This window comes from Paenibacillus sp. HW567 (genome assembly GCF_000374185.1).
Taxonomy (GTDB): domain Bacteria; phylum Bacillota; class Bacilli; order Paenibacillales; family Paenibacillaceae; genus Paenibacillus_AQ.
In genome coordinates, this window is sequence record NZ_KB910518.1 from 5,021,383 (window position 1) to 5,037,941 (window position 16,559).

The 16,559-nt window shown below is 52.9% G+C and carries 14 protein-coding genes; 2 read left to right on the forward strand and 12 right to left on the reverse strand.

Going from position 1 to position 16,559, the window contains the following annotated elements; genetic code table 11:
* Window positions 1-161 precede the first annotated feature (161 nt).
* The 5 genes from B212_RS35520 to B212_RS0122315 form a co-directional block, all read right to left on the reverse strand.
* On the reverse strand, window positions 162-1,136 hold the full coding sequence (locus B212_RS35520) for a helix-turn-helix transcriptional regulator (protein ID WP_019913336.1): 975 nt from the start codon (window positions 1,134-1,136) through the stop codon (window positions 162-164).
* A 183-nt stretch (window positions 1,137-1,319) separates the two neighbouring features.
* Window positions 1,320-2,432, reverse strand: coding sequence for a slipin family protein (locus tag B212_RS0122285; RefSeq protein WP_019913337.1), 1,113 nt, complete (start codon window positions 2,430-2,432; stop codon window positions 1,320-1,322).
* A gap of 515 nt (window positions 2,433-2,947) precedes the next feature.
* Complete coding sequence (locus B212_RS0122295) at window positions 2,948-4,366, reverse strand: RtcB family protein (protein WP_019913339.1); 1,419 nt, start codon at window positions 4,364-4,366, stop codon at window positions 2,948-2,950.
* 163 nt (window positions 4,367-4,529) lie between these two features.
* Window positions 4,530-4,760 (reverse strand): hypothetical protein, encoded by a 231-nt coding sequence (locus tag B212_RS0122305; RefSeq protein WP_019913341.1) that lies wholly within the window; start codon window positions 4,758-4,760, stop codon window positions 4,530-4,532.
* 366 nt (window positions 4,761-5,126) lie between these two features.
* Window positions 5,127-5,939, reverse strand: coding sequence for an AAC(3) family N-acetyltransferase (locus tag B212_RS0122315; protein WP_019913343.1), 813 nt, complete (start codon window positions 5,937-5,939; stop codon window positions 5,127-5,129).
* 127 nt (window positions 5,940-6,066) lie between these two features.
* Between B212_RS0122315 and B212_RS0122320 the strand changes: the two genes are divergently transcribed.
* Window positions 6,067-7,050 (forward strand): ring-cleaving dioxygenase, encoded by a 984-nt coding sequence (locus B212_RS0122320; protein ID WP_019913344.1) that lies wholly within the window; start codon window positions 6,067-6,069, stop codon window positions 7,048-7,050.
* Between the two features lie 135 nt (window positions 7,051-7,185).
* On the opposite strand, the gene B212_RS32205 is transcribed toward B212_RS0122320, so the two are convergent.
* Both B212_RS32205 and B212_RS0122330 read right to left on the reverse strand, forming a co-directional pair.
* A complete protein-coding gene (locus B212_RS32205; protein ID WP_019913345.1) occupies window positions 7,186-7,911 on the reverse strand; it encodes a 4'-phosphopantetheinyl transferase family protein in 726 nt (241 codons plus the stop codon).
* Window positions 7,912-8,076: 165 nt separating this feature from the next.
* Window positions 8,077-8,769, reverse strand: coding sequence for a YjjG family noncanonical pyrimidine nucleotidase (locus B212_RS0122330; RefSeq protein WP_019913346.1), 693 nt, complete (start codon window positions 8,767-8,769; stop codon window positions 8,077-8,079).
* Between the two features lie 103 nt (window positions 8,770-8,872).
* Between B212_RS0122330 and B212_RS0122335 the strand changes: the two genes are divergently transcribed.
* The gene (locus tag B212_RS0122335; RefSeq protein ID WP_198015945.1) at window positions 8,873-9,832 is read left to right on the forward strand and encodes an MraY family glycosyltransferase; all 960 of its coding nucleotides are present in this window, start codon (window positions 8,873-8,875) and stop codon (window positions 9,830-9,832) included.
* A 453-nt stretch (window positions 9,833-10,285) separates the two neighbouring features.
* On the opposite strand, the gene B212_RS0122340 is transcribed toward B212_RS0122335, so the two are convergent.
* From B212_RS0122340 to B212_RS0122360, 5 genes are read right to left on the reverse strand one after another with little or no spacing between them, the layout of a single operon-like run.
* Window positions 10,286-10,804 carry a mismatch-specific DNA-glycosylase gene (locus B212_RS0122340; protein WP_019913348.1) on the reverse strand — a complete coding sequence of 173 codons (519 nt, stop codon included), beginning with the start codon at window positions 10,802-10,804 and terminating at the stop codon, window positions 10,286-10,288.
* 30 nt (window positions 10,805-10,834) lie between these two features.
* On the reverse strand, window positions 10,835-11,392 hold the full coding sequence (locus tag B212_RS32210; protein WP_019913349.1) for an RNA 2'-phosphotransferase: 558 nt from the start codon (window positions 11,390-11,392) through the stop codon (window positions 10,835-10,837).
* Between the two features lie 41 nt (window positions 11,393-11,433).
* On the reverse strand, window positions 11,434-14,049 hold the full coding sequence (locus B212_RS0122350) for a polynucleotide kinase-phosphatase (RefSeq protein ID WP_019913350.1): 2,616 nt from the start codon (window positions 14,047-14,049) through the stop codon (window positions 11,434-11,436).
* Window positions 14,049-15,497, reverse strand: coding sequence for a 3' terminal RNA ribose 2'-O-methyltransferase Hen1 (locus B212_RS0122355; protein ID WP_019913351.1), 1,449 nt, complete (start codon window positions 15,495-15,497; stop codon window positions 14,049-14,051). Before B212_RS0122355 ends, B212_RS0122350 begins: the two co-directional genes overlap by 1 nt.
* 37 nt (window positions 15,498-15,534) lie before the next feature.
* Entirely contained in the window at window positions 15,535-16,338 is an 804-nt protein-coding gene (locus B212_RS0122360) for a nucleotidyltransferase domain-containing protein (RefSeq protein WP_019913352.1), read from the reverse strand.
* Window positions 16,339-16,559 lie beyond the last annotated feature (221 nt).

Sequence of the window (16,559 nt, forward strand, 5' to 3'; positions counted from 1 at the left end):
TGATAATCATTCTCATTTGGTGCTAAAAAAGAAAGGCCCCTCTACTCAATAACAAGTACAATCAGGCCCCGTAATCTTTTCATTATCTGTAAATATGACATAATCCCTGCTTACCCGACACTCAAAACGGGATGATTTCAATACAGAAACGGATTTTCGGATCAGGACTTCACTCTTCCAAAATATCGCGAGGGAGCATTGCCGTACTTTTGACGGAATTTCTCCGCGAAATGACCGGGGTTGCTGAAGCCGGCCATTACAGCCGCCATAGTAACCGAACAAGAGCCGCTTTCGAGCAACTGGTAGGCTTTCTCCAGCCTGCAATCAATGATGTAGGCATGTACCGGCATGCCGAAAAGCTGCTTGAAGCCTTTTTTCAGCTTAAATTCATTCAGACATACCCTCTTGGAAAGCTCAAGGATTCCCGGGGCGGCCAGCACATCATTATCCACTATTTCTTTGGCTTTCATCAGGGAGTCCATATCCGTTCGGGACAAGCCTGTGTTAGCAGCCGGACTGCACGCCACATCATGCAAATACGCAGCGGTCAGCTCCAGCACCTTGCCCTCCAGGTACATCCGTTTGATCCCCCCTTCGTAATTGCAGCCCATCATCTCTTTGAAAATCCGGTTCATCGCGGGGGACGCCATATGCGTCTGAAACGGCTCCAGCCCTTTGGGGCAGATGTGTTCAGAATACAGACTTTCTATAAAATCTGGAGCTATTTTGACTGTAATGCCGCAATATTGTCTTCCGGCCTGATAGTAGCCGACACAGTCAGCCGGCCGGTGGCCGAACACGGACATCTCGCCTTGCTTTAACCGGTACATCCGATTAGGAGCCTCAACCGTCCACTCGATGGGTGCGCCCAGACAGTACCCCCACTTCATAGAACCATTCTGCTCGTTGCTGCACATCTCGATATTTTCATGAAAGCACATATCACATACCGCAACCTCTATCACAGAGCTTACTTTGAACCTTTCCCAGAATCCCTGCCCGAACTGATCCGGTACCTGAAGCCGATTAGAGCCGTTCACCTTCAGACCGTACAAATCGTTCAGACCTTCCGCAAGAGGACGGTGCTTGGGATGCAGACTTTCGATATCATACCAATCTGTATGACCCGCATTCATCTCTTCACCTCATTCATTTATATTCAATCCCATCAACTGAGAATCATTCTCATTTATATAGTATCTGAATTTGCTTTTATTGACTAGCTTCTTTTTCCAAATATTCTGCTGCTGTCTAAGAGCATTAAAAAATCGGTGAGGGATTAAAACCTGTCCCCTCACCGATTGATATAACTACATTTATCATTGCCCGTCCCCGTCGCTGATCAGCAGTTGACCAAGTCTTTCCGCCAGCGTGCCCCCGCCTACCAAGGATACATTGCCAATCCGTTCGCTGATTTTTTCCAGGAACTCCAGCTCCTTCAGCCGGTACAGCGTCTTGTTCTCGTCCATCAGCTTCGCCGTGTTCAGCAGACTGCGGGTTGAGGCCGTCTCCTCGCGCCTGGTAATCAGATTGGCTTGCGCCTTCTTCTCAGCCAGGAGTACAGTGTTCAGAATGTCCTTGATCTCTCCCGGCAGAATAATGTCCTTCACTCCGGCGGAGTGGAACTGCACGCCATAAGCTTCGCTTTGCTCCTGCAGTCTGGAGAGCACAAACGCACCCACCTCCTGCTTCATCCGCAGCAGATCATCCAGCTTCAAGCTTCCCACGTATTCACGCAGTACAAGCTGGAGACTGATATAGATCTGCTCCTCCACAGACTTGATCGCCAGTGTGCGCTGCGGATTCACAATCGAATATTGGCAGACGAAGTTGAGCCTGAGGCTAACCTTGTCCTCTGTGAGCATCTCCTGACCCGTCATATCCATCTGCTGCTGGCGCAGGTCGATGATCTTCACGGATACCTTGACCGGACCTTTCCAGAAATCATATTTCCCGGGAGGCAGCTCCCGCTGCAGCACATTATTGAAATATAGAATGCCCACCTCATGGGCGGCAACCTCATAACTCTGGACGTTATAAGGAATACGGGCTAGGATAGAGCGGTCAATCTCCAAAGGGATTTCCGGCTGACGCGTATCCACTCTAAGGAATGTATGATTGCCGTTTATTTTCCAGAATGCATATTGACCGGAAGAGAGCAGCGCAACGAACCTGCCATCCCTGTATTGCAGCACATATTCATAGTCGGCTACGTTCACAAGCTCCAGGTCACGCAGCAGAGCCTCATCATGCAAAAAAACACTCAGCTCCTTGCCCGGAACGGCAAAGGGTTTGCTTATGTTCAGCTTCTCAACGCTTTGCTCCTTAAAGGTTGTCAGCCAGTACTCTCCTGGCAGCAAATATTTGTCGTAGCTGCCTTGCTTGAACACAAGTCCGCGTTCATCGGCAGCAATCGTAATCCTCTTGAACATCCTGTCCTCCTGAATCCGCCGGTATATTATGACTGATGGCGGTTCCTTCTGAAATGCGGCCCGTCAGGGAAATTCTCCCGGAAGCGGCTGCGGAGCCAGTCTTTAGGAGCATGGCGGCAGGAGGAGCCTTCTGGCCCGCCTATACCCTGAATACAAGCCAGACTACAGCTTGCACGCAGAGCATAGGCACAACCTGATGGTCCTTCCTTTCCCCATACTCCGGTATCCGCCGGCTGCATAGCAGCGCTTCGGGTATCTGCTCCGAAGAGCCGGCTGAGAATTTCCGCTTAAGGGCCTTGTTCCAATTCCATTTCACATGTCAACCGACTCTTTACCAAAGATCGCACTGAAAGCGAGTGGGGAATCGAACCCCTTTTATGGTTAAGCGCCTAGCAGTTGCAGCATACCCGGCCACAGGATGGCGGACACTGCGGGATCATCAGAAATCCTCGCTTCGCAAGGAGCTAGACGAATATCCAAATCTATTATAATTTGTAAACCCCAATAAAAAAAAGCTATATTCCTTTGATGACCGCCATCGGCTTGCACTTGGCCACAACATCGGCAAGTCTCGCGCCGGTAATGCTGTCGATAATCTGGTCCACATCCTTGTAGGCCTGCGGGCACTCATCCAGGATCGCTTCCAGGGAGCGGTGGTTGACGATGATTTCATCCTCTGTCCCGACACGCAGAGATTTGCTGAATTCATCTACCGTTACTGCCAGGCGGGTTGCCCGTCTGGAGCGCAGTCTTCCGGCACCGTGGCAGATGGAATAGAAATTCTTCATGCCTTCCTCCCGGCCGATCATAATGTAGGAGGAGGTTCCCATAGAGCCGGGAATCAGCGCAGGGTGTCCAGTTTCCTTGTACACAGGCGTGTTCAGAAAATGTCCAGGCGGCAAAGCCCGCGTAGCACCTTTCCGGTGCACCAGCATCGGCTGGTTCCGGTGAAACTCCTTCAGCGCGTAATTGTGCATGAGATCGTACAGCACCGGCATTTCGAACTGCGGACCGTACAGCTCACGGAAGGCCTCCTGCACTCCAAACGCGATCATATGACGATTCGTGACGGCGAAGTTCAGCGCAGAATACATCAGGTTCAAGTAGGCCTCCCCTTCCCGGCTGCTGATCGGCGCATAATTCAGGTTCGGATCAGGACTGCTTACTCCCCACAAATGCATCGCTTCCTTAATCGTCTTCGTATGCTCCCGTCCGACCATCGCGCCCCAGGCCCGCGAGCCGGAGTGAATCATCACGACCACTCCGCCGTCGAACAACCCCCAGCGGGCTGCCAGTTCCTTATGCTCTTCAGCGACCTCCAGATATTGAATCTCGCAAAAATGATTGCCGCTCCCCAGCGTCCCAAGCTGCCCATGAGCATTTTTGCGGATTTTGGGCGGCAACTGCTCCAGTGCCGCATGGTCATAGCGGAAGTTGCTCTGCTCCACGTGGGTAATCCATTGCGGCGAAGGAATGTATTTGTCAGGCAGTCCGTTTAATCCGCTGCGCACGACCTCCATAATATCAATATCGTCATAGTTACTGTTGACACGTTCATTGGTCGGCACGTATTTCTCAATAGCCTCAATCAGCCTGCGGCTTACAGCCGGGTCCTGCAAATCCCGTCTATGCAGCGGGGTTGTATGCACCCGCATGCCGCAGCCGATATCCACTCCGACAATCGAAGGCGACACCATGCCATCCTTCATGCTCCATACCGCCGTAGTACCGATACAAGTACCGACGCCCACATGAGCATCGGGTGTGTATCCCATGTACCTGTTCCGCGGAATCCGCAGGTTGTTATCGGCCATTTCATAGACCTTTTCATCAAATGACCCATAGATCTCCGGGTTCGCGAACACATGCAGCGCTCCGTGCGGGAGCTCCAGCTCATAATGATTGCTGCCATGCGCCTTACTGTTCCATTTCATTGCTTACTCCTCCTGATTGTTGTCATAAGTAATCTTCTGCCGGGCAAACCCGAAGCTCAGCTCAACAGAAAAAGGCCGCCGGTTCACAGGTCTGACGCTGCATCTTATACAAATGCAACGCAAGCTTTCGTGATCCGGCAGCCTCATCCATCATCCCTTGGAGCTACAGCTTCTTAAGAAGCTGTAAGCTGGCAACAGAATTCCCTTGACCTCTTCCCGTCAGGAGAGATACCCGGGTGAATGAAAGAGCCGGACCCAAGCTCGGCAGCTCATCACGATATGTGGAATACACCGGACGGATAGCATATAGCTGCTCTTGTCGCGGGGTTTGCTTGAAGGCTATAAATAACTCCTGCTCCAGTATTTCTTGGATCTCGATGCGCTCTGCGTTCATGGAATACTCTCCTTTCGAGGGAATTGGCTTTACAAAAAAAAGGGCTGCGCCCGCCGCCTCCTTCCCCAGCCCTGTAAAAGGCCAAAAGAAAAAGGCTGCGGATGCGCAGCCCTGGTTCCCGGAATTATTGCTTACGGGTGCAGGTTCATCCTGCATGGGAGGCTGCGCAATACTATTGTCTCGTCAATATAGGAATCAACTGCCGGCTCGTTATGAAATAGCTCTTGCTCACTTATGTCTTGCTTGCCTATTGAATCATAACCATTCACCGTCATCATTGCTCCTACACCTCCATCGCCTTGCGGCCCGTAAATTTGCTGTCAGCTTAACATGATATTCCAGAAGCTGTCAACCTTATTCTGGAATTCACTCCGGGATTGCCCGTTTCGTCTTGGGCAGCGGTTCAGGCTTCTCTCCTCCGTCCAGCGGCTCGTTGTCCGAGAACAAATCAGGATCAGCGGTCAGCATCCGGCTTAGCATCTCAGTCGTTTCTACTGTTCCACAGAGCATGACAGCGGCATCACCGAAGCTGCCCCTGCGCAAAGCGCCGCCCTCTTCAAGCACCTTCTCAACCTTCCAGAAATGCTGTGACCAGGAGAGCCCGGAATGCCTGCGCGAAGGCACAAGCAGTTCCTCCCCTTCGGGCGTTAAGGTGTACAACTGTTCATGGTCATCCGTCATTCTGCCGGGGATGTCCAGCCATTCCTCAATCCCGTGAATGAATGTGTTCCGGCGCAAATCTACCCCGAGCAGCATAATATCCGCCCTGCGGTCCAGCAGCTTGCCATATACCGATCCCCGGGCACAGGGCGTATCCCACCGCCCGCCGCCGGAAGTGAACTCAGCCGCATCATCCCCCAGCGCAGCCACGGAATGGGTTGGATGCCAGGAGCGGATTACACCCGGGCGCTTTCGGAACAATTCCGGCAGAATCCCGACACAGGAAGGCGACTCCAGCACCGAGAACCGCGGATTGTCTGCGTTGATATACGACCAGGTATGCGTAGGCAGAACAAGCAGCCCCTCCTTCATATACCCGGACAGAACGTCCAGCACCGTATCCGCGCCTCCCTGAACTTCTCCGATGCTTTTTAACGACGAATGGACGAGCAGCGTTCCCTGCGGATCAATCCCCAGAGCTAGGAGCTGCTCCATTAAGCTTGCCGGTGTATGTATCATATCGCTCTCCTTTGTGGAAAATGAAGTTCATACTTGCAAATTTCGAGGTTTACTATTAAAATGTAAGTAACTTAAAAATATTCATTAAAACAAACCATTTATAATACACACTTTAGGAGGGACTACCATGAGTTTAACATTAAAAGGACTTCACCACGTATCATCCCTTACGGCCAAAGCCCCGGAAAACTTCAAATTCTATACCCAGGTGCTCGGACTCCGGCTGATCAAAAAAACAGTGAACCAGGATGATGTCTCCGTCTATCATTTGTTCTACGGCGACGAGGTGGGCAACCCCGGAACTGAGGTTACTTTCTTCGAGATTCCGAACGCAGGGCGCAACCGTGACGGCAATAACAGCATTTCTGCGCTGTCGCTGCGGGTACCGGACGACAAGGCGCTGGACTACTGGGCAAACCGATTTACGGAATTCCAGGTGGACCACGATGAAATTACAGATCGCGGCGGCCGTAAAACCTTAGCCTTCCGGGACCATGAGGGCCAACGGCTGATTCTTGTCTCGGATGAGCACAATCAAGGGGTTGCCGGCGGCAAGCCTTGGGATAAAAGCCCGGTTCCGGCGGAATACGGCATTGTCGGACTTGGACCGGTTCATTTAACCGTTGAGACGGCAGAGCATACGGTACAGGTGCTTGTGGATCTGCTTGGCTTCCGCCGTAAAGGCAGCTATCCATCCCCGGTTGCCGGACAGCCGGATGTCATCGTGTTCGAGACCGGCGAAGGCGGCTCCGGCACGGAGATTCACCTGGAGGAACGAAATGACCTCCCGCAGGAGCGGCTCGGACGCGGCGGTGTGCATCATGTGGCTTTCCGTGTCGATAACGAAGAAGAGCTGAAGCTGTGGATCGAGCAAATCCGCAGCGCCGGACGTCCCAACTCAGGTTTCGTTGACCGCTTCTACTTCCGTTCACTGTATTTCCGTGAACCGAACGGAATCCTGTTCGAGCTGGCGACGGACGGTCCCGGCTTTGCCACTGACGAGCATACCGATCATCTCGGTGAATCCCTCGCCCTGCCGCCTTTCCTCGAAGAAAAACGCGAGCAGATCGAGGCTCATCTGAAGCCGCTGGATACACACCAGCAGGCTTGAGCTTAACGATCTCCGCCACTACTGGCAAGAGTAACTTCAAAAATCCCCTTCATGCTTGATGCTTGAAGGGGATTTTTGAATGATAAGCAGAGACAGGTTCTCCGCCGGCATGACCATAACACACTACAATTTTACCTATTTTCTGGATATAGCGGGTCCTGATCTTTCTCTGAACTCTCTGAGCAATTCGTGGCAATCTATGTTCTGAATCTCCTTCGGATGATTGGGACTTTCCGAGCAAAGTGTGACTTTATAGTCAACGGAAATATGGAATGGCTTGAAGTAGCACTCCGCCTGAGCTGCCGGAGAACCCTCCTGCTCAACAAGCTCTATACACCCATCGGAAATTTGCAGGCAGAAAGAATTGAGTGGCATGGACAGCCCGCTCCCTTTGAACTTGATATAACTCTCCTTGGCGGTCCACAATTGATAGAAATGATCCAAGCGCCTGTCTTCCGGCATGCGCAGAATCTCTTGATTCTCACAGGGGGCAAAGAAGCGGCTGGCAATTGACAGATCCATAGGCTTGATTTCTTCCACATCAATGCCCAGCGGCTTCTGGTCGATAGCGCACATTACGTAGTCTCCCGCATGGGAGAGATTGAATTGACAATCTGGCAAATCGGCAAGATAAGGCTTCCCGTAACGGTTGACGGCAAAGCGGAGAGAACGGTTGTCCAAGTGGTGCTCCCTGATCAGCAGTGTGCGAATCAGAGTTTCCCCGAGCACGCTGCGGATGCGGTCCTCTTTTCTCCGGTACCGAAGTGTCCTCAGTCTCCGTTCTTCCGACAAAAGATCCAGCACTTCCTCATAATTCACAGTGGAGGCTTTGGGAATTTTGACGCTGAAAATCCGGACCATGTTCTCAACTCCTTAAAGTCACCAAAATCTATAAATCCATCTCACTCTAAAGACAAGCCCATTCTAAAACATATTTTTTAGAGTGTCTACTAATTTATTCCAACAAAAACCGACATTTCCACCCTGTTCAACTCTTTTTATTTTCCAAATAAGTTATTTCCAAGCTCAGCGCCCTAGTAAGGCAATTGCCGGAAGCTCTGACAGCGCCCGAATCTCATAGGTTGGCCGGGTGCCCGGATCGCCCTTTTTTCCCAGCGGATTGAACCAGCAGGTGTCGATGCCGTAGCCTATGCCCCCCTGGATATCGGAGGTCAGCGAATCGCCTACAATCAGCACCTTGCTTTTATCGGAAATCCCCAGTTTGGCAAAAGCATAATCAAAAATTCCCGGCTCCGGCTTCTGACAGCCTGCCTCCTCGGAAATAATGATCTGCTCAAAAACACCGCTCAGCGGCGAACCCTGGATTCTGGACCGCTGCACATCCTTGATTCCATTGGTGATGATCGCCAGCCTGCAGCCTGACAGCTCTCCGCACAGCTCCACGGCCCCCTCAATCAGGAAGGTCCCTTCGCCCAAAAAACGCAAATAGGCTTCACTGAATGCTTCCGGGCTCAGTTCAAGCTTGTGTGCGGCAAACAGCCGGTTGAACCGTTCAACCCGCAGATCAGCCGAGGAAATGCGCCCTTGCTCCAGATCCTTCCACAGCGCCCGGTTGATTTCCTGATAGCTGGCCGCATACTCCTCCGCGCCGGTCGGCAGTCCAAAATGAGCAAACGCATTGTACAACGCTCTGCTCTCCGCCATTCCATAATCAAACAGTGTATCATCGGCATCGAATAAAATGACTTCATACTTCATTCTCCAAAATCCCCCTCAAGTTTCATGTCTCGTCGACAAGAGCTTACTTTCTGCGATATAATTCAGACAGGCTTATTAAAAATAATTTACGGCGGTGATTGTCATTTTTTACGTTCTAGCGTTTCTGGTCTCCTTCTCCATCGTCTACTTGCTGATTCCTCCGCTTGGCAGGCTCGCTTTCCGGCTCGATTTTGTGGACAAGCCAAGGCAGGATGTGGAACGCAAAATACACAGGGAGCCCATTCCGCTGACAGCCAGTTATGCTATATTCATCGGATTTTTCATCACCTATCTGCTGTTTACCCATGAATTCTCGCTGGAGACCCTCGCCCTGTTCATTGGCGGCGTGCTCCTGCTGACCATAGGCACCATTGATGACTGGTACAAAACCAAAGGCAAGGACTTCCCGGCGCTGCCGAAGTTTATCGTTCAGATTGCGGCGGCGATTCTGGTCTTTCTGTCGGGCAATGCCTTCACCGGCTTCATTAACCCTTTCTCCGGCGATTATATCTCGCTGCCGGTGATCCTGCAATTTGTGCTTACGATCCTTTGGATTTTCGGCGTAACGACAGTGATCAATTTCTCTGACGGCATGGACGGCCTGGCCGGCGGGCTGACGGCGATTTCGGCAATTACGCTGTTCGTGGTTGCTTTGGCCAAGGGGCAATCGACCTCTGCTATTATGGCTATCACGCTGGTGGGTGTCACCATAGCCTATCTGCGCTACAACAAGGCTCCGGCTAAAATCTTCATGGGCGATGCCGGCGCCACCTTTCTGGGCTATATTCTCGCCGTGATCGCGCTGGATGGTGCTTTCAAGCAGGCGACGGTGCTGTCGCTGTTCATCCCGATTCTGGCGCTCGGCTTGCCGATCTTCGACAATCTGTTCGTCATCACCAAACGTTTCCTTCAAGGCAAATCCATTTATCAGGCCGATGCCACCCAGGTGCATTACCGCCTGCTCAAGGCCGGCCTGAACCAGAAGCAGGTCGTTGCTGTCCTGTATCTAATCAGCATCTGTCTGTCGCTGTCCTCGATTATTCTGCTGCTGATCGAGATCTGACCGCGCGTTGTGGCAGCAGACAACCTTAGCAGCGCAAAAAACACCCTTGCTTCAAGGGTGTTTTTTGCTGCGCTCCGGCCTGCGGTGAGCCGCGTTGCCCAGAACATTCCGGCTGCACACTTGCGCTGGGAAACGTAGCTGCATTTCGTACAATTAAACAGTGCCGTTTGGAGGTCAATACAGCTTTAAATGCAGTCTGTACACTTAAATAGCTGTCATATCAGAAAAAGTAGTCATTTCGCGATTTTTAATGGTACCAAATACATTTATCGCTAGTAATACGGCATAACGCGACCTTTTTAACTGCAGCAAATACATCTACCCGGCTGGAGCGTATGTCCGCAAAATCCACGGGGCAAATATAGTGAGCATAAGGACAGAGCGGCCATTCAGGTGCACTTTTATCCTTGATCCGCTCGATTCCGGCCAGTTAGACCGATTCAGCAACATTCGTCAGCGGCTTTCCTGCATGTATTCGTGGAGCTTGCGGTAAATGCCCACGATCTCCGGCATCGGCATGCGGACCAGGCCGCTGGATGAGGGAGCGACGAACTCGCGCACACCGTCTACAACGGGGAGCTGTTCGTCCTGAAAGCCCCAGTCCGCCTTGGGTCTGCGGCTGAATTCCGTGTAGACCCCCTTGCCTACAAAGCAGGCGATCTCCGGGCGGTAGCGGACCAGCTTGCCGCGGAGAAGCTCCCGCCCCCCGGCGTATTCCTCCCGCGTTATATCCTCTGCCCCGCGCGTCGGGCGGGCCACGATATTCGTGAAGCCCAGCCCAAGCCGGAGCAGCTCCCCATCCTCCGAAGCATCGTAGAGGCGCGGCGTCAGACCGGAGCGCTCCAGAATGCGCCAGAAGTTATTGCGCGGATTCGCATAGTGATGCCCCAGCTCCCCGGAGCGGAGACTGGGGTTGAAGCCGATGAAGACAATCTGCAGGCCGTGGTCCAGATGATCCGGCACTTCATTCATGGGAATTCCTCCTAATGGAACAGTTCTGATCTACGGCTCCTCCCGACGTGCAATACAAGCAGGCGGAACCGGCTCCGCCAGCCACACTTCATTACCCGCATAATAGAAGGTTACACCGTGCTGCGCAGCTTTAACCGTATCGACCGTCAGCAGCACCAGCTTGCCTCTGCGGCTCCCGGCCAAGCTGGCGAAATGAAGTCCTTCCGACAAATGCACATATTGCCGTCCCATTGGCTGAAGCCCCTCTTTCAGAATGGCCGGCAACGCATTTTGATGGGTTCCATGATACAGTACAAGCGGCGGTGTCCCCGGCTCATATTCAAGCTTGGCGTGACTGTGCCCATACCGTGCTTTAATGCGTTCTCCCTGGATGGCGAAGCGCTGCTTCTCACAATTGGCAACAACCTGACGGATGTCCGCCTCAGTGATCCCCGACCATCTTGGAGTCTTGCGGATAACATCCAGCAGATCCTCCAGCAGACAAGAACCGTCCTCAGGGTCCAGGATCAAGCCGTACGCCTCCGGGGTATGCCGGAGCAGCTTGGTCATAAATTTGCTGAGTGAAACCTCAGCAGCTTGATTCAACATTTATTGCACCTCAATTACATTCTCTTTTATATATTTTGATACTACAGCCGCGGATCGACCGGATCGGATTCGAGCGACAATGCGGCAAGTACGCATTCATGCACACGCTCCAGCGGCTCCTTGCGGATAAACCGCTCCACGGATTCGACGCTTAGCGCGCATTCCATAAGGGCGTGGCGCTCTTTTTTGCCGGTTTTGCGCTGCTTGAGCCGGGCCAGATTGTCCGGCAGCAGATAATCAATACCATAAATAATGTGCAAATATTTGCGGCCCCTGATCTTGATGGCTGGCTGTATCATTGATTTGCCGCTGCGGGCAATGAAGGTTTCCGGCTTGATGACGATGCCTTCATGCCCGTCCTCTGTCAGTTCCTCCCACCAGCGGATAACATCCGCATCGTCAGCCCCGCAGGTAATAACCCGGTATTCCGTCTCCATAAAAAGCGGCGACAGCTTTGCCAGCTCGCGTCCATGCTCCATATGCCAGAGATGAGTATGATCGAAGAAGGTCTGTCCGCTATGTGCCAGCGTATGAAACGGAGCGATCCGGACGCCATCAAGTCCGCTTGTATCCCAGCAATACTGCTGAAAAGCTTCGCGGAATATACGGGCGCTCTTCAGCTTGCCCTCCATCTCCTGTACCCAGCCCGACACATCGCGTCCGGCATTCCCGGCTTCGCGCAGCTTCTTCAGGAGATGCCCGCGGTCCAGCTCGGCGGCTTCGGCAACATGGGCATACTGGGTAGCGATCAGTTCACGCGCCTTCAGGTTCCACGGAATAATCTCTGCGTCAAGCAGCAGCAATTCCGTATTATAGCGGGTGAAATAATCTGCTCTATGCAGATCCGTATTCAGACGGGACAACACATTGCGTTCGGTCTCCTTATCGAAGAAGGCCCGGCCGGTACGGGTATAAATAGTGCCCAGCGTCGGACGGCCGACATAAGCTACGGCCGCCTGCTCGTCACGGAACAGCAACAGAGTCGCGCGGCTGCCCATATGCTTTTTCTCAGCGACCATTGTCTCGACACCCTGGGAACGGAAGTAGGCTATTGCTTCACGCGGGTGTTCAAGATAATCTTCATTCGCGGAAACCATCGGCGCCGGGCTCATGGTCGGCGGAATGTAGATAAGCTCCTCCATCGGAATGGTGTAGTGGGATACGCTGTCTATCGCTGCCTTCACAAATTCGCCGCGCACAGAAATTTCGCCATAGGTATCCGTCATGACGGAGTACCCTTCCACGAACTTGCGCAGGTTAGGCGGCGAGAATCGCCCCCGCTCCCAGCGGATCAGCGGACTGTCAGGGTCCTCAGCGTAGTCCTTGTATGCTTTGACACTGACAAACTGCTGTTCAGGGTAGCGGTAAGCTGTCAAGGAGCCTCCAAACACCGCACCCTGGTCTATGTTGATCGTGTTCTTTACCACTGTCGGGTAAGGTCTGGGATCATGCCCCCAGACGATAAGCTCTCCTGATTCGTGCCCTAAATACCATTCCTTGCGGACGGGAGCACCATTGTCGTCTATGCCGTCCGTATCGCCGTAGCGGCAGAAATCCTGTATCCGTTTCGACTGCTTGCCGATATATTCGTCACGGATTCCGGCATGGGCGACGACTACACGCCGCACCCCCTCGCGGCACAACACCAGATGGCTTGGCGCGGACAGCAGAAACTGCTTCAGTTCTTCTTTGAGTTCACTTGCCGCACCTTCACCCGCTTCACGGGCATACTGTGCCAGCTCGGCAGCTATGTTCTCATCGCCATGACTCAAAGTAACGTTGCGCCCGTTAAGATATCGGGCGATCTTCCAGCCGTGATTACTGTCGATCATGCGGGCAATTCCGGCAGCGCAGTGCTGTTTCCAGAATCGCATGGTGTCGAGCGATTTCGGGCCACGGCTCATCACATCACCGACGGAGATCAGAGTCCTGCCTTCAGGATGTCTGTACAGTCCGGCGCCATCCGGTGCGTAGCCCAGTTGTCCCAGCAATTCCAGCATTTCATCGTAACAGCCGTGAATATCGCCGACCACATCCACTCCAGCGCCAATCTCGGCCAGCAGTGCGTTCTTTTTCCGTATGAACTGTACGGTTTCCGTCTCCTTGAGCATATAAGTGAAGTCAAACCCTTCATCGCGCAGTCCACGCAGCGAACGTTTGAACTGGACAAATTGTTGCTTCACACGTTGTCTGCCGCGCGGCTGCTCCCGGCTTTTGTCGCGCTCAAGCAGTGTCTGCTCCGGCAGATCCAGAATCCAGGCGGCGCAGGGAAGATCATATTTTGCAGCCAAATCAATATATTTCCTGCGGTATTCAGGCTGCAGATGCGTGGCATCCACCACTGTCAGCTTGCCCAGCCGGCTGCGCATGGACACAACCGTATTCATCGCCTCAAAAGCCAAACTCGACAGCCTCTGGTAATCGCTATACAGAATGTCGGCTTCTTCCCGGGTGCGGCCCTTCCAGTCGATATACTCAACATCACCCACAAGTGTCCGGTAATCGTCCGAAGAAACGATCTCTGTCTGCAGCAGTGTACCTTCTTGTACAAGTCTGCGGAGCAGAGTGGTTTTGCCGCTGTTAGAAGGCCCGACGAGTACAATTATGCCTCCATGCGGAAAAGGGATCACCCGCTGCCCTTCTTGTCTGTCAGTCATTACAACAAATCCTCCTTCGTAAATATGGCCATCTGCGTCGGGTATCCATACTCCTGCGTGAACTCGCCAATGCCGCTTAGTTGGACGGAATACTTGTAGGCCGAGGTCCAGCGGGAACACCAGACGGCAAACGCCTCCCGGCTCCACTCAAAGCGGTGATCTCCATGCCGCATTTCCTCCTGATCCAACTCATATACTGCGTTGTATTCCTTGTTCGGTGTAGTAATAATCAACGTGCCCGGGGCATATTCGTGAAAAATGGTGTCCATCACCCGGCCAAGCCGGTATTCATCAATATGCTCGATAACCTCGCAGAGAATCATCACATCCTTGCTCCGCAGCGATTCATCGTAATAGAACAGCGATCCCGTCACTGGTTCAGGGGCTGTAACGCCAGGCCTTCCCACAAGCTTGGCAAATCGGTCCAGCGCCCGCATTTGCGCCGTGGCGGAGGGCTCCACCGCCTTGATCTCAGACACCCCCGGCACACTGCTTAATCTGACAGAAAGCTTCCCTTCCCCGGACCCAAAATCGACAATACTGCGTTTGGCCGCAAGTCCATCCACCACATCCGCAATTGCGGCATAACGCAGATCATTCAGCCTGACTTTGGGCGCTTCGGCGGCTTCCATTGCCGCAGTAGCCTCAGCTAGAGTAACAGGTTCCTCTTCAATTTCCTCCATCGGTGCGCTGTCCAGAGTCAGGCTCTCCTGCATATTGTCCTCCCGGGCCGTCAGCTCCTCATATTGCTTGATCGCACCGGCAAAACGCAGGGTCCGCTTCAGGATCAGTCCGCGCTGCGGATGGTTCTCCAGCCAGCCTTCCCCGTAGCGCCTGATCTTGTCTACCTCATCGTCGCTGATATAGTAATGCTTATAGTCATCCAGTGCAGGAATCAGCACGAATAGCTGCCGCAGCGCGGTCTGCAATGTCTGCTTGCCCTTTAGCCTTATGTACCGGACGGAGCTGCGGCTCTTTAGATCAAAGCTGTATTCCGCATCTCCCCGCTCCAACTGCACTTTATAGCCGAGAGCCGTGAACAGCTCCTCCAGAGACCGGTCCGGCAAATTAGACGCTACAGGCCCAAATTCCAGCTCCAAAGCAAGCGGCTGGTCAACCCATTGTAAATAGGCTTCTTTCGGTTTACCATTCAGCGCAGTACCCAGTGCAGAACGGATATAGGTACAAAACAGGCTGCTCACCACAAATTCACGGTCATTAATATACTGTGTGATATCAATGTGCGCGGAAGATGTACCTTTTACGAGTTCAATCGGATCGGGCGTGACATATATGACCGCTTCGGCCTCTTCCTCGGAGGAGGCGGTGAAGACGATGCGCACCCGGGCTTCTTTTTCCATGCGGTCATACAGGTTATTAGGATTCTTGGCCAGCAGGTGGGACAGCATGCCTGCACCCGCTCCAGTCGCTCTAATGTTCAAATGCATAGAGTCTATCTCTCCTTAACGTTACTTAATTGTCCCCTCACGAATTCCAGCGGCGATCTCCGCCCCATACCTCTATCAGCGCGGAGCGGAAAAGCTCATCCAGCGCTTCATCCGGTGAGCCGCTTCCCTGGTTAAACTGGGCGGCCACCGTTTCAAAATGGCTAATTCTCTGTTCCAGGTAACTGTTAATGATCTCAAGACGCGGCTCCAGGTTCAGCTCATCGCCTGACATTTTGCGGACCAGCAGCCTTTCGACCGTCTCTCTCAGCTCTGTGCCCTCCGGAATCAGGTCGGATACCAGCGTGGTGAATTCCAGCGGCGGCACCTCTTGATATTTCTCAATCCAGGCGCAGGCCAGCAGGGGCCGGAGGACGTAAAAGTACTTCTTGATCTTCACCTCGCTCCCCTGCAGATAAGTACGGTAGTTCCCCCGGGCCATATAGAGATAGTGATAGACACAGGATTTGGGCGAGAAGCCAAGCGGCGATAAGCTGCGGATACGCTCAGCCACTGTATAGTTCTCTTCATACCGGATCGGTGATTGCAGCCACTCCAGGAGCGGCGGATTAGATTTGCGGAACAGTTGAAGCCCTTTCTTCAGATCCCAGCCGTTGATATCCAGCATGTCGCTGATCGGCCGCTCGATAACATCCCTCTGCTCGAAGATCGACAGATAAGCTTCCGGGCGGCGCACGAGCAGGAACCGGACATCATAGTCACTGTCTTTGGACGGAAATCCCCAGGCCCGGCTGCCGGATTCGCAGGCATAGAGGATACGGACATTCTCCTCCGATTCAATGGCACGGAGCTGGCGCCTTATTGATTCGTGTATTTCAGTCATAGGATAATTCCCCTTTCTTAGCTAAAAAGAATACAAAAAGGCCATGGACTCCATCGTCCATGGCCAGGTTGCCGCCTAATGCAAATTCAGGCATATTATTGCCGGTACACAACATTGCTTGCTGCCGGAAATAAACGAGCCGCTGCAGAGGCTGACCTGCCGAACGAGGCGGACAGATGGAATCGAAGCATGTAGACATTATTCGAGCGTAGATTATTTCC

Bases quoted from the DNA above. Each gene is read 5' to 3' on its own strand.
- B212_RS0122340 (WP_019913348.1), bottom strand. From the start codon at position 10,804: ATGAATGAAGTGCCGGATCATCTGGACCACGGCCTGCAGATTGTCTTC.
- B212_RS32205 (WP_019913345.1), bottom strand. From the start codon at position 7,911: ATGGTCCGGATTTTCAGCGTCAAAATTCCCAAAGCCTCCACTGTGAAT.
- B212_RS32210 (WP_019913349.1), bottom strand. From the start codon at position 11,392: ATGTTGAATCAAGCTGCTGAGGTTTCACTCAGCAAATTTATGACCAAG.
- B212_RS0122295 (WP_019913339.1), bottom strand. From the start codon at position 4,366: ATGAAATGGAACAGTAAGGCGCATGGCAGCAATCATTATGAGCTGGAG.
- B212_RS0122320 (WP_019913344.1), top strand. From the start codon at position 6,067: ATGAGTTTAACATTAAAAGGACTTCACCACGTATCATCCCTTACGGCC.
- B212_RS0122305 (WP_019913341.1), bottom strand. From the start codon at position 4,760: ATGAACGCAGAGCGCATCGAGATCCAAGAAATACTGGAGCAGGAGTTA.
- B212_RS0122360 (WP_019913352.1), bottom strand. From the start codon at position 16,338: ATGACTGAAATACACGAATCAATAAGGCGCCAGCTCCGTGCCATTGAA.
- B212_RS0122355 (WP_019913351.1), bottom strand. From the start codon at position 15,497: ATGCATTTGAACATTAGAGCGACTGGAGCGGGTGCAGGCATGCTGTCC.
- B212_RS0122315 (WP_019913343.1), bottom strand. From the start codon at position 5,939: ATGATACATACACCGGCAAGCTTAATGGAGCAGCTCCTAGCTCTGGGG.
- B212_RS0122330 (WP_019913346.1), bottom strand. From the start codon at position 8,769: ATGAAGTATGAAGTCATTTTATTCGATGCCGATGATACACTGTTTGAT.
- B212_RS0122285 (WP_019913337.1), bottom strand. From the start codon at position 2,432: ATGTTCAAGAGGATTACGATTGCTGCCGATGAACGCGGACTTGTGTTC.
- B212_RS35520 (WP_019913336.1), bottom strand. From the start codon at position 1,136: ATGAATGCGGGTCATACAGATTGGTATGATATCGAAAGTCTGCATCCC.
- B212_RS0122350 (WP_019913350.1), bottom strand. From the start codon at position 14,049: ATGACTGACAGACAAGAAGGGCAGCGGGTGATCCCTTTTCCGCATGGA.